Origin of the sequence: Variovorax sp. J22G73 (genome assembly GCF_030317035.1) — a bacterium.
Lineage (GTDB): Bacteria > Pseudomonadota > Gammaproteobacteria > Burkholderiales > Burkholderiaceae_C > Variovorax.
In genome coordinates this window covers 97,930-111,621 of the sequence record NZ_JASZYK010000021.1, presented here as the reverse complement: position 1 = coordinate 111,621, position 13,692 = coordinate 97,930, and the positions used below count along the sequence as shown (strand labels likewise).

Here is a 13,692-nt window from a genome sequence, read left to right as displayed (position 1 = left end):
GTCGGTCTGACGCGTTTGCCCAGCTTGACGTAGAGCTCAACCGCTCGAATCCGATCTTCGTAGGAATACACGAACTACCTCCTGGTAGTCCAAGTTTTCGTCCGCACCCCCGCGTTTTCTGCGGAAAACTGCTCGCGCCACATTCTTGGGATGTCCGCACTGGGCAAGAACAAGGCGGTGATGATGGCCGAAAGGCTGAACTTGGAAATCCCCGGGACGCGAGTGCTAGGTGTCGCCGCGCTTGCCGTGCCCTGGATAGACCAGGTTTGCGTGCCTGGGGACTACGATCTCGTGATCGAGGCCACTGGGGAAAGCAGCGTGCGTACGGCGATCTCGCAACTGAAGGCTCGCTCGCTCGGTGCAGTTCCCGTTGTGTACGCCTGGATGGAGCCTCACTGCGCCGCGGCGCACGCGGTACTTGAGTGCGCCAGCGATTCTTGGCCTTCGAGCGATCCTGCAGATGAGCTTGTGAACGCGGCCGGCTGGCCAGAGCACACGCAAGTCGAACTGCCGGCATGCAGCGCTGGATTTCATCCGTATGGCGCTGCGGATGCCTTTTTTGCAGCGAGCTTTGTAGCAGAGCGCACGATTGCGGTGCTCGATGGCATGGTAGGTGAATCCACCGTCTGGTCATGGGTGCGCACGCAGGCGTTCTTCGATTCGCTTCCCGTGAAGCCGTCCACGCGGCACATTGTCCCGATCAACGGCGGTCATTTCGACTCCGCGACGCTCACGCGATCCTTTGATGAAGTTCTTCGCCAAAGCAAGTGAGCGCCGTAGTAAACGCGATAGTACGCGCGGTATTGCGTACCGACTGCCGGGTGCTGCTTGGTCTCTTGAGTTCGATCCGACAGTGATCGACTTCCTTGACAAGCACGTGCAGAGGACGCGCTGGGCGAGGGAGGCAACAGGTCAACTCTACGCGCGCGATCTGGCGCCGACCCCGTGCGTATTGAGCTCGCGACCGAATTGTGTGAGACGCGTGCTACGCGAGCGAGCGTTTTTGTCGATCTCTCACACGCGGAGGCCGAGCGTGCGGCTCAATTCGCGCAAGGCCTTCATTGCCTAGGTTTTTGGCACTCACACCCAGAGCCTGTACCGCGCCCCTCAGGCGACGACCTTGCGTTCGCCGCGGACCATGCGCGAGCTGCTCGATCGCACCTGAGCGCACTTGTATTCGTTATCGTGGGGACGGCACGCTTTCCGCAGGGACTATGCGTTGGGCTGCACGACGGCACATGCTGGATGCCGGCAGATTCAATATGTTCCCCATGACAGCCGCGTCGACCGATCCTGATCCTGAGTACCGATACCGTTTTGACAACCTGCACGGCTTGCGCTCGCTGGAAGGCGACTTCGGTGCTAGACGCTGGGACAACGATCCAAAGCGCTCGCCTCACAAGCCACTTTTTCAGGCATTGCGCCGCAAGCCCGATGGTCACGGTATTTATCGAATCTGCTTTTGGATCAATGAGGAAATCGCTCGAAGAGAATGGAAGATGAACCGAGGCGGCAATGACGTGTCGATCCTCTTGCGTGTCAGTGTGCATACGTTGCATCAAGTGTTCTACGGCTGGTCCTTTGCAGAAGATGACGCTCTTGTGGGCAAGGCAGACATGATCTGGACGATCGAAGCAACCCGTGCTGCAGCGGAGGCCGAGGAGGAATTTCGAGAAGGGGGCATCCCTCTGGAGTCGATCGAAGTCTGGTCCCAGGGCGGCGGCTGGCAGCCGTGGCATCTCGTGCCCGCCTTGTGGCCTGAGCCTGTGCGCATGGCGCGCATCGGCTGGGGCCGTATCGCTTACCGTGACGCGTGGAATCACGTGAAAGGTTGTTACTGGCAGATGCTGGCGGACCCCAGGCAGGACCATTCCAAGGTTCTGGAGCCTGTTGACTTCGGACGAATTGCTTGGCGGCACCTTGGTCAACGATTTGCGGGGTCTTTCGCGCGTCGTTGAGCAACTCGTCGCAGGTCCTGCAGCAGCCTATGTTGGAGCCGTGTGCGGTGTATTGGTCGTCGAGGTGGTGCGGCAGCCGCTGCCCGAGGTGTGGACTCGACAGTATGGTGTCCTGTGGTCGCCGATCGAGCAAAACAGATTCAATCATTGGCCTTGGGGCATTCGGCATTTCGCAGAATATTTAGTCACCTCTCGACGTGTCTTTGTGCCTAAAGTCGAGGCATGTTCTGTCCTCAAGTTGCCCGAGGTGCAAAAAATTATCGAGCGCTCAGGTCTGCGTTTGGCAAAAGAGGCGCCCAACGAAGCTTGGCTGTCGCGTCTAAGGTGAACGCCGTCGCGACGACGTGTGCGTCGTATGTGTCACGCGACAAGGGGCCGAGTGCCCGCTGTGCAGAAGGTGGAAGGTGTTGGGATTGTCGGGGTGTTTACCAAGGTGGTGCTGCTGCCTCTGCCGTGCCCACTGCCCCCTTGCGCAAGCGTACCCGTACGCAGGCTGAGAGCATCGTCCGCTCGACAAGACGTCGCGATCTTCGGCAAGGCTTGTTGCCATCGAGCAGGAAGTCTAGGTTGTTCGAAATCCCAGGAAGCGCAGGCATGAGTCATGCGGAGGCGAAATCAGCCGGGCGCTTGAGAGCCTCATAAATTGAGACTCTAGTGGGAGAGTCGATGAAAATTGACGATCTTGCGAAGCTGCGCGGGCTCTTTTGAGAACTTTGATTTTCAACAAGGTGCGCAAGAGCGCCGAGCCGCAAGCTTTTCTTGTCAGTCAGCTCCTACTCAGGTATCTTGATGTTTCAAAAAGATAATCTGGGGACCAAAAATGGGAGTGGTGGAGACGGTCGTGCAACAGCACGGAGATGATGGCGCGCCACGAAAAGCGGTCGAATCAGGCTTTGCTGCTGCGCCGGCGCTCGTCGCCCTGTGCACCATTGCGCGCTTTCATCAGGTCTCAGCGGATGCGCCTTTGCTGGCGCACCAACTGGGCCTTTCGTTGTCAGAGGTCCCTAACGCCGCGACACTGATTCTGGCGGCGAAGCACCTGGGGCTTAGAGCCAAGTCCTCCCAGAACACCATCGAGCGTCTATCGTTAACGCCATTACCTGCCTTGGCTGTGATGCGCAACGAAGACGGTAGCGATCGGTTCGTGATTCTTGCTCAATGCGACACGCAACGCGTCCTTCTTCAAGATCCTGCGGCAGACAGTGCACGGCCTGTGATCGAGCCGCTGGACGTCTTTGCCGCCCATTGGACTGGACGACTCATTCTCATCGCCAGCCGCGCCAGCCTCGCAGGCGAACTCGCCAAGTTCGACTTCTCCTGGTTCATTCCCAGCCTGGTCAAGCATCGCAAGCTGCTAGGCGAAGTGCTTTTCATCTCTTTCATCCTGCAGCTTTTCGCGCTGGTCAGTCCGTTGTTCTTCCAGGTCGTGATGGACAAGGTGCTGGTGCATCGCGGGATGACCACGCTCGACGTGCTCGTGATCGGTCTGCTGGTCGTAGTCGTCTTCGAGTCGTTGCTCAATGGCTTGCGCAGTTACGTCTTCAGTCACACCACGAACCGCATCGACGTCGAGCTTGGCGCACGGCTGTTTCGCCACCTCGTGCAGTTGCCCCTGGCGTACTTCCAGGCTCGACGCGTCGGTGATTCTGTGGCCAGAGTGCGCGAACTCGAGAACATCCGCAGTTTCCTTACGGGCAACGCGCTCACCGTGCTGCTCGACGTTGTCTTCTCCCTGGTCTTTGTAGCCGTCATGCTGTTCTATAGCGTGCCGCTGACCTTGATCGTGCTCGTGAGCATGCCGCTGTATTTTGGTCTGAGCCTGGCTGTTGTTCCCATCTTGCGCCGTCGCCTGGATGAGAAGTTCGCCCGCGGAGCGGAGAACCAGGCCATGCTAGTGGAGACCGTCAGCGCCATCCAGACCGTGAAGGCCACCGCACTAGAGCCGGCGTTCGGACGCCGATGGGACAACCAACTCGCGGCATATGTCTCCGCCAGCTTCAGAACGCAGAACTTGGCGAGCTGGGCCCACGAGGGAGTCAACCTTATTGGCAAGCTCGTCAATGCCGCCACTCTTTGGTACGGCGCACATCTCGTGATGAACAACGACATGACGGTCGGCCAATTTGTCGCCTTCAACATGTTCGCCCAACGCGTGTCCCAGCCCATCATGCGTATGGCGCAGCTGTGGACCGACTTCCAGCAGACCGGCATTTCGATGGCGCGCTTGGGCGACATCCTGAACACTCGCACCGAAGTCCCGCCGAGCACAGCTGCTCAGCTGCCGGCCCTCAAGGGCCGCGTCACGCTGGACAACCTGACCTTCCGGTACCGTCCTGAGGCTTCACCGGTGCTCAATGGCGTCAGCCTCGATGTGAGGCCCGGCGAAGTCATCGGCATCGTTGGGCGCTCTGGCTCCGGCAAGAGCACTCTAACCAAGCTGATCCAGCGCCTGTACTCGCCCGAGCAAGGCCGGCTGCTGGTCGACGGCATAGACATCAGCCTCATAGACGCGGCACAGCTCAGGAGGCAAGTGGGTGTCGTCTTGCAGGAGAACACGCTCTTCAATCGCAGCGTGCGAGAGAACATAGCCATCGTAGACCCAGCCGCTCCGCTTGAAGCCATTATTCATGCGGCCCGGCTGGCCGGGGCGCATGAGTTCATCAGCGAACTGCCTGAGGGTTACGACACTGTGGTCGGTGAGCAAGGTGCAAGCCTCTCAGGAGGGCAGCGCCAGCGAATCGCCATTGCACGGGCCCTGTTCACCCAACCGCGCATCCTGATCTTCGACGAAGCGACAAGTGCGTTGGACTATGAGAGCGAAGCCATCGTGCAACGCAACATGGCCCAAATCTGCAAGGGGCGAACGGTCTTCATCATTGCCCACCGACTGAGCGCGGTGCGGCGGGCAGACCGAATCATCGTCATGGACAAGGGGAGGATCGTCGAGGGCGGAACCCACGAGACCTTGTTGACGCGGCCCAATGGCATCTATGCCCACTTGTGGGCAATGCAAGATGGTGGCTTACCCACAGAGGGCGCAGGAGTGGGGGCCGGGGTATGACGACAGACGTCTCCACTGCGACGCCGGCCGCCAATGCGCCAAGCGTTCGCCATCCGGTCTTCGAGCTGTTGGGCCGTTACCGCGCGATCTTCAACGCCGCGTGGAGGCACCGTCACGAACTCGCTGGGCCTCGGCGCCTGGCTGACGAAGCAGCCTTTCTTCCCGCTGCGTTGAGCTTGCAGGACACACCCGTGCACCCAGCGCCGAGACGCCTGGCGTACGCGTTGATCGCACTGTTTGTCATGGCGTTAGCGTGGTCCATCTTCGGGCAGATTGACATCGTGGCCGTGGCGCCCGGCAAGATCATCGTGAGTGAGAGGACCAAGATCATCCAGCCGCTGGAGGTGAGCGTTGTCAAGCGCGTACTGGTGCGTGATGGCGACCACGTTGAGGCGGGCCAGGCGCTGGTCGAGCTCGATCCCACGAGTGCAAACGCTGATAAGACCAGCATCGATGAACAATTGAAGTCCATGCAGTCGGAGGTGCTACGCACGCGGGCGTTGCTGCAAGCGCTCAATGCGTCTGCTCGCAGCCCTGAGTTGGGCAAAAGCGTTCCGGCGGGTTGGACAGATCCTGATCTCAGTTCAGCGCGCGTACAACTGATTGACGAGTGGAGCGACATCACGGCCAAGCTCGCAAAGGCGGCCTCCGAAATCAACCGCCGCCAAGCCGAGATTTCCACAGTACGCGAGATGGTTGCCAAGCTCGAAACGACGTTGCCTATAGCCAAGCAAAGGGAAGCTGACTTCCATCAACTGGCCAACCAAGGCTTCATGTCCAGTCACGCGAACCAGGATCGCACGCGTGAACGCATCGAACTGGAGCGCGACCTAGCCACTCAGCGAGCAAGGTTGGCTGAGGCGAATGCCACGCTAAGGGAAAGCGAAAACACACGGGCTGCTTATATCGCCGAGACCAAGCACAGTTTGAGGACACGTGAGGCGGCGGCCGAACTCAAGCGTCAGCAGGGAACGCAAGATCTAGCCAAGGCCGGGCAGCGAGAACGCCTGACAACTCTGAAGGCTCCGGTAGCGGGCACAGTTCAGCAATTGGCTACGCACACGGACGGCGGTGTAGTCACAGAAGCACAGCCCTTGATGGTCATCGTGCCAGACGGCGCACAGATGACCGCCGAGGTGACGCTGGACAACAAGGACATCGGCTTTGTCAACACCAACCAGGAAGCAACGATCAAGCTGGAGACCTTCCCATACACGCGCTACGGCACGGTCAACGCGACGGTGAAGACCGTGACGGCAGATGCAGTGAATGACGAGAAGCGTGGGGCAATCTTTCCCGTCACGCTGAACCTCAACAACACAACCATCGATGTGGATGGCAGGTCGATCAAGCTATCTCCAGGGATGAATCTCACGGCGGAGATCAAAACGGGGAAGCGCCGAATCATTGAATTTCTGCTTAGTCCTGTGCAACGGGCTACGAGCGAGAGTCTGAGGGAGCGATAAGCGAGGCATCCGGCTCACAGTGCTGTCCATGGGTCGACAACTGCGTCATAGACCAATATGAAACCAACCAAACTAGTTTTCTTAACTTTAGCGACTGCGCTCGTCCATGTCTCGCTTCTATTGCCTGCCAACGGACAGGAGTCGACACCTGGCGGAACCTCATGCGAGGCCGATTGGAGCAACCGAAGTCGGTTTGACACGATGGGAAGCCTCGTCGAGCTTCGGAACCTTGAGCGGTTCGCGCAGCGCGGCGATGTTGGGCCGCAGCTTCGACTGGGAATGGTGCGCAGAACGCGCGATGGCAAGTGGAACGCCCCTGAGGACCGAAGCTACAACATTCAGTGGTTAGAGAAAGCGCAAATGCAGGGGAGCAAGACGGCATCCTGGGAAATCGCGCAAATCAGACAAAGGGAGATATCGCGCGAGCTTTATCTACGCAGCGCGGTTGCCGCTGCAGAAGAAGGCAATCCGTGGGCAGCGACAGAGCTGATGAATTTGACCAACGGGAGGTGGGGCAATGCAAAACCGACCGCATGCGCAGGGGGCGTGACCATTGGTGACAAGTGCGTAGAGGAAGCAATGCTCCCTAATGCTACTTCACGCAAATGGGCGGAAATAGCCGCAGAAGGCGGCAATGCAGCAGCTCAGGAATGGCTTTGCAGGGCCGCCGCGGAAGGCAATCCCGAACGAGGTCAACCCAGAGACGATGCAGCCGCGTTCAAGTGGTGTCAGATCGCAATGCACAACGCTTGCGCTGATAGCTCCCTCGGAACGTTACAACTACTTTATGCCGGCGGTCGCGGCGTTGAACAGAGCAAAAGCGAAGCTGATCGAGTAAGAGATATCAGAACCCAGCCGTGGCGCTCGCGTTTGAGTCAGTTCTTTAGTCAACCTTACTGATATACCAAAGGAGCGTCGAATGGAGAAGCTACTGACAGTCGTCGATCAAGTGACGGGTCAATCTCGCCAGCTGACCCGCACGGAAATTGCTGATCAGGTCACCCGCCTTCAGCCGAGGCGACAGGTGGCGGATGGCCAGACGATTAAAGTGGCATTTTTGGATATCGCGCCGGACTATGCGACTGGTTCACTAGAAACCTACTGGGCTAAATACTTTCCTCAGATCACACAAAACAATGCGAGCCAGGAATGGACTCAGTACATCCAAGCCGAGTATCGCGATGCCAAGCTGATACAGAACGGTTTCGCAGCTATATCGGCCGATCAGAGGCAAGCGGTTTTCGATCAAGCAATAAAGGCGTGGCAATCCACTTACGCCGACGTCACTTTTGAACTTGTGACTGACCCCGCACTTGCGGATGTACGCGTTGGCTTGTCAGGCGAAGACAACAGAAATTTCGCTCCAGGTTCTCTTCCTGACCATCCGCGCCTTGGAGACGTGTTCCTTAACACGTCGATAACGGGCCTAACCCAAGGGGCTATCGCAGACCAAGCCCTATCGGCGATGTTCCACGAATTTGGCCATGTTCTCGGACTATCGCACCCGACGCTCGATGGCTCGTTGCCGGGCGAATACGGAACGCAGCAATACTCCGTCATGTCATACGGAGCGGTCTCAAGCAGCTTCCGGCCCATTACCCCAATGCTCTTCGATGCCTTGGGTCTTCAGACAATGGGTTTGCTCACGGAGAACGTGAACGCCAGTAGCGGGAATTCCTACGTTTTTTCTAACAGCAACGAAGGTCGACTTCTCATAGATAACGGCGGAGAGAACGACAAGATTGACGCCAGCAATACAACCACCGACAACGAAGTCGATTTGCGTGCGACAGACTTCACCACCGGAAAGGCCTACTTCAGTTCGATTGGTGTCGGCGCAGGCAAATACAACGTTGCAATCTACGAAGCAAGCGAGATTGAGGACGCGACTGGCGGAATGGGCAATGACCTAATTATTGGCAATGGTTTAAAGAACGTCCTAGACGGCGGGGCTACTCCCTCGAGTAGTTCGACGGGTGCTAAGCGCCTTGGCGCGGACACACTCCGCGGAGGCGCGGGCGACGACGTCTACATCTTTAACGGCAAGTTTGGCCACGATGTAGTCGAAGACGCCGACGGCAGCCTGAAGTTCGATGGAATAGCGTTGAGCGGCACGATTCGCAAGATGACCGACAACGTCTGGCGAGACAGTACGGGGTTAATTACGTTGATCTGGAAACCTGGCGCCGGTGGCAAGGGTGATCTTTTGATCACGAAGTCGTTGAAGGGACCAGGAAACCGCCAGACGGTACAGGGCAGTGTCACCGTGCAAAACTTTAGCAATGGCGATCTTGGCCTGGTTCTGGCCGGAGTTCGGCTTCCCGCCTCCCCGTCCGCAGAAGCCGGTGGCATTGACGTATGGACCAGCAATCCGGGTGCCGCGGGAGCCAACCCCCCTCCTACAACTGTTGCTGGAACGAGTTACACCGACTTGAGCGCAACTGCGCACTGGATCAATGCCGCCTCCGCGAACAATGAGATCGTGCTGGGTAGTGGAAATGACTTTGTCAATGTGGGTGCTTGGTACAACCAAGTCTCTCACTCATGGAGTACGAACGACGAGGATTATGTCTCGGCGGGCGGTGGCAATGACAACGTCCGAGGCGGTTACGGAAGTGACGTTCTCGATGGAGGCAGTGGCGACGACTGGCTTTACGGGTCTCTGGCCGGCGCTGACTGGATTGCAGGTTTGGGCTTCTACACGTCCTATGACCCTTTAGACGCGTTGAACGGCGACCTGCTGGATGGCGGAGACGGGTCCGACCAGTTGCTGGGATCGCAGGGCAGCGACGCGCTGTATGGCGGCGCAGGCGTGGATGGCCTCAACGGGCTAGAGGGTGACGATCTTTTGGTAGGCGGCGATGGAAATGACATCTTGTCCGGTGACGGCGCCTACGTGCCGAGTGCCGATGCCGTGCTGCGGGGCAATTTCGTTGGATCTACTTTTTATGCCGACGGCGGTAACGATGTGCTTTTTGGAGGAGGCGGTGATGACCGTCTCACAGGAGGAGTCGCCGATGATGACCTTGTGGGCGGGGATGGCAACGACACGATGTTTGGCGATACCGATACCTACAACGACGGGGGATATGTCACCAACTGGATTCCCGGCAATCGGCATGGCGCAGATACGCTCAGCGGTGGGCTAGGGAACGATTTCTTACTCGGCGGTGGCGGGAGCGATCTTCTCGAAGGCGGCGTCGGCGACGACGTGATCTATGGAGATCAGTTTGATGTTGCCGGAATTGCGATCCAGTATCACGGAGACGACCTGCTGATAGGCGGCGAAGGAAACGACCAGTTGTACGGCGATGGCGGCGATGACGTTTTGATCGGAGGTGCGGGACAGGACACTTTGAACGGCGGCGTTGGCAAGAATCTCTATCTTTTCGAGCGAGGGGATGGACAGGACGAGATCAGCGCCGCAGCTTGGGGCAGTTCGGAGGACGACAATGTCCTGCGCTTTGGGGCCTCCATTGCGCCGGGCGATATCGATGTGACGCGCGTTGGGAATGACTTGGTGTTCAAGATCGCAGGCACCACTGACTCCGTCACGGTGAAGTCGTTCTACCTGGGCGGAAGTCCTACGAATTCAAGCAATGCTGTTCAGAATATCGAATTCGCGGACGGAACATCTTTGGCGAGCGGCGATGTCGTGGCGGTCGCTACGGGCACCGCAGCGCGAGATGATTTGTATGGTTCCGAAAACCCGGACAAATTAATTGGCGGCGGCGGCAACGACTTCCTGTACGGCCTCGGCGGCAACGACTATCTCGACGGTGGTAGCGGCGACGACGAGATGTTCGGTGGGGAGGGCAACGATACTTTCGTCGGTGGTGCCGGGGTCGACAGCGCGCGCGACTCCAGCCTCGTAAGCAATGATACCTACCGGTACCAATTCCCTGACGAGAGCTTGATCGTCGAGGACGCTGGTGGGACTGATCGCATTGAGATCTTGGGCAATGTTGACCCTGACAGTCTGAGCGTCTCAATTGACGCTGCCGGGATAGTGGAGATATCTAACGCTGCAGCAGCTTCAGGACACATTTTCTTCGGCAGATTCGACAGCGATACGGGTGCGCTGAAAGCTGGTTCGTGGATCGAGACCATGCATTTTGCAGATGGAACGATATGGACCATTGATGAAGTTCGAGCGAGGGCGCTAATTACCACGGCTGGCGACGATACGACCAACTCGTTTGAGACTGCAGAGGTCATTGATGGGCACGCGGGAAATGACACTATCAATTCTAAAGACGGTAACGACACAGTTTTCGGTGGCGATGGCAATGACCACTTGAACGGCGGCGGTGGAGATGACATGCTGTTCGGGAATGCCGGCGTCGATGAGTTGCAGGGGGGTAAGGGCGACGACACCCTTTACGGTGGTGCAGGCGATGATGGACTTAGTGGCTATTCCGGTAACGACACCTATCGCTACAACTTGGGCGATGGTAAAGATACTGTTTGGGACGACGGCGATTCTTCTGATCCAAATCGATCAGGCTTCGACATTGTGGAACTTGGCTCGAACATTTCGCTGATCAACGTTTCTGACGTGGAGTTAAAGGCAGACATCATTAAGTTCACGTTCAGCGACGGGGGGACGCTTTCGATCTACTCGATGTACTCCACCAGGGCTGATGGCACGATCAATCGAGACAACGCGATCGAGGAAGTTCGTTTCGCGGACGGCACGGTCTGGGCATGGGAGCAGCTTCGCGAACATGTCACGACATTGCGCGGAGACGCCAATGGGCAAACTCTGACAGGAAGCGATCGCGCCGAGAAGATCTACGGGCTCGAAGGAAACGACGAGCTTGTTGGCAACGGCGGGGATGATTCGTTGTACGGAGGGTCTGGCTACGACGTTCTTCGTGGAGGGGATGGAAGCGATCTGCTCTCCGGAGATGCTGGAGACGACTCTCTGATCGGCGGGCTTGGCGACGACGTTTACATCGTAGACAGCGCGGGCGATACGGTTATTGAATACTTGGACGAAGGCTTTGACTTGGTGCAAAGTTCTGTTTCGATATCGGTCAATTCCCAACATAACGCTGGCGTTGAAAATTTAACTCTTACAGGTGGTGCATCGATCAATGCAACTGGCAACGATCTGGACAACCTGATCATTGGAAATGGCGCAAACAACCAGTTGATGGGTGGCGATGGCAACGACACGCTGAACGGCGGGGCGGGCAACGATTCGATGATGGGAAATTTGGGCGATGACACCTATCTCGTGAATGCGGCAGGCGATGTGATCACCGAAGTTGCGGGCGAGGGCACCGATCTCGTGCAAAGCAGCGTGACTTACACGCTGGGCGCCAACGTGGAGAACCTGGTGCTCACGGGGACGGGGACGATCAATGGAACAGGCAATGCCGTCGCGAATTCATTGACTGGAAATGCTGCAGCCAATCGGCTGGACGGCGGGGCCGGTGCCGACCTGATGACTGGCGGCGCTGGCAATGATGTGTACGTCGTTGACCATGTCGGCGACGTCATCCTCGAGGTGACTGGCGGTGGAACAGACAGTGTCGAATCGTCAATCAGCTACAGCCTTGGCGCCGAGCTCGAGAAATTGACGTTAACGGGGACGTCGAACACGAACGCCACGGGCAACGGTCTAGCGAATGCGCTGCTTGGAAACACGGGGGTGAACCGTCTGGACGGCGGTGCCGGAGCCGACTCCATGACCGGCGGCGGCGGCGACGACACCTATGTCGTCGACAACGCGTCGGATCTCACCATCGAGGCGGCAAGCGGGGGCGCTGACTTCGTCGAGGCGTCGCTCAACTGGACGCTGGCATCAGAGGTAGAGAACCTGACCTTGACAGGCGCGGCCGCACTCAACGGCACTGGGAATGCGCTGGCGAACGTTTTGAGAGGCAATTCCGGAAACAATGTCTTGAGCGGAGGCGCAGGAAGCGACAGCATGATCGGCGGCGCGGGCAATGACACCTACGTCGTTGATGCGGCAGGTGACGTGGTAGCAGAGCAGGCAAACGAAGGGACCGATCTTGTGCAGAGCAGTGTGAGCTATGCGCTGGCTGCCAACGTCGAGAATCTCACGTTGACCGGCACTTCTGCCATCAACGGAACGGGCAATACCCTGAACAACGTTCTGACGGGGAACTCCGCAAATAACACGCTGACGGGTGGCGGCGGCAACGACACGCTGGACGGTCTCGGGGGAGTCGATACGCTCTCGGGTGGCGCTGGTGACGACACGTACTACGTGGACAACGCATCGGACGTGGTGACGGAACTGGCTGGCGAGGGCACCGACTCGGTCGTGTCGACGCTGACGCACACGCTGGTAGCCAACGTGGAGAACCTGCGCCTCAATGCCACGGGCGCCATTAACGGCACCGGCAACACGCTCGACAACATCCTGTACGCGGGTGCAGGCAACAACACGCTCAACGGCCTGGGTGGTGTCGATACCGCGTCCTACATGTACGCGGGCTCGGCCGTGACCGTGAGTCTGGCCTCTGCCAGCGCACAAACCACGGGAGGCTCGGGCAGCGACACGCTGCAGAACATCGAGAACCTTACAGGCGGCAGCTTCAACGACACGTTGACGGGCAACTCGGCCGCCAACGTGCTCGATGGTGGCGCGGGCAACGATGCGCTGATCGGTGGTGCCGGCAACGACACCTACTGGCTGGGCCGCGGCTCCGGCAGCGACACCATCACTGAGAACGACGCCACGGCCGGTAACGCCGATGCGGCGCAGTTCGGTTCGGACATCGCAACGGATCAGTTGTGGTTCAGGCAGACGGGAAATAACCTCGAGGTCAGTGTCATCGGCACAAGCGACAAGTTCACTCTGAACAATTGGTACCTGGGCAACCAATATCACGTGGAGCGATTCAGGACGAGCGACGGGCACACCCTTAGCGACAGCAACGTGCAGAACCTGGTGCAGGCGATGGCAAGTTTCTCGCCGCCGGCGGCCGGGCAGACGACCTTGCCGGCGAACTACCAGAGCAGCTTGAACACGGTCATTGCTGCGAATTGGCAATGACAAGCCTGCTTGAGCGGTGACTGGCGCGCTGCTTGAAAAGAGGCCGATCGCTATAGAAGACCTGACGGCTCCTGAGAGAAAAGATATTCGAGCGATTGGCAATGAAACGGTTGATCTCAGCTGCCCCACCTGAAAGACTCAAGCAAAAAATGAAAAGAATACTCTTGAATCGAT

8 protein-coding genes are annotated in these 13,692 nt (G+C 58.2%); all 8 read left to right on the top strand.

What is annotated here, in order from left to right; translation table 11 throughout:
• Positions 1–150: 150 nt before the first annotated feature.
• Complete coding sequence (locus QTI51_RS37535) at positions 151–771, top strand: hypothetical protein (protein WP_286517709.1); 621 nt, start codon at positions 151–153, stop codon at positions 769–771.
• 174 nt (positions 772–945) lie between these two features.
• On the top strand, positions 946–1,275 hold the full coding sequence (locus QTI51_RS37530; RefSeq protein ID WP_286517711.1) for a Mov34/MPN/PAD-1 family protein: 330 nt from the start codon (positions 946–948) through the stop codon (positions 1,273–1,275).
• Positions 1,272–1,958, top strand: a complete 687-nt coding sequence (locus tag QTI51_RS37525; protein ID WP_286517712.1) for a hypothetical protein — start codon at positions 1,272–1,274, stop codon at positions 1,956–1,958. Before QTI51_RS37530 ends, QTI51_RS37525 begins: the two co-directional genes overlap by 4 nt.
• Positions 1,891–2,286 carry a hypothetical protein gene (locus tag QTI51_RS37520; RefSeq protein WP_286547713.1) on the top strand — a complete coding sequence of 132 codons (396 nt, stop codon included), beginning with the start codon at positions 1,891–1,893 and terminating at the stop codon, positions 2,284–2,286. The genes QTI51_RS37525 and QTI51_RS37520 overlap by 68 nt, the downstream gene beginning before the upstream one ends.
• 492 nt (positions 2,287–2,778) lie before the next feature.
• The gene (locus QTI51_RS37515; RefSeq protein WP_286517713.1) at positions 2,779–5,019 is read left to right on the top strand and encodes a type I secretion system permease/ATPase; all 2,241 of its coding nucleotides are present in this window, start codon (positions 2,779–2,781) and stop codon (positions 5,017–5,019) included.
• Positions 5,016–6,485, top strand: coding sequence for an HlyD family type I secretion periplasmic adaptor subunit (locus tag QTI51_RS37510; RefSeq protein ID WP_286517715.1), 1,470 nt, complete (start codon positions 5,016–5,018; stop codon positions 6,483–6,485). The genes QTI51_RS37515 and QTI51_RS37510 overlap by 4 nt, the downstream gene beginning before the upstream one ends.
• Positions 6,486–6,686: 201 nt before the next feature.
• Positions 6,687–7,385, top strand: coding sequence for an SEL1-like repeat protein (locus QTI51_RS37505; protein ID WP_286517716.1), 699 nt, complete (start codon positions 6,687–6,689; stop codon positions 7,383–7,385).
• A gap of 19 nt (positions 7,386–7,404) precedes the next feature.
• Positions 7,405–13,518: a calcium-binding protein gene (locus QTI51_RS37500; protein ID WP_286517718.1), complete on the top strand. Its 6,114-nt coding sequence runs from the start codon at positions 7,405–7,407 to the stop codon at positions 13,516–13,518.
• Positions 13,519–13,692 lie beyond the last annotated feature (174 nt).

Coding starts and splice junctions, on each gene's coding strand:
- QTI51_RS37505 (WP_286517716.1), top strand. CDS start 6,687: ATGGGAAGCCTCGTCGAGCTTCGGAACCTTGAGCGGTTCGCGCAGCGC.
- QTI51_RS37510 (WP_286517715.1), top strand. CDS start 5,016: ATGACGACAGACGTCTCCACTGCGACGCCGGCCGCCAATGCGCCAAGC.
- QTI51_RS37525 (WP_286517712.1), top strand. CDS start 1,272: ATGACAGCCGCGTCGACCGATCCTGATCCTGAGTACCGATACCGTTTT.
- QTI51_RS37515 (WP_286517713.1), top strand. CDS start 2,779: ATGGGAGTGGTGGAGACGGTCGTGCAACAGCACGGAGATGATGGCGCG.
- QTI51_RS37500 (WP_286517718.1), top strand. CDS start 7,405: ATGGAGAAGCTACTGACAGTCGTCGATCAAGTGACGGGTCAATCTCGC.
- QTI51_RS37535 (WP_286517709.1), top strand. CDS start 151: ATGTCCGCACTGGGCAAGAACAAGGCGGTGATGATGGCCGAAAGGCTG.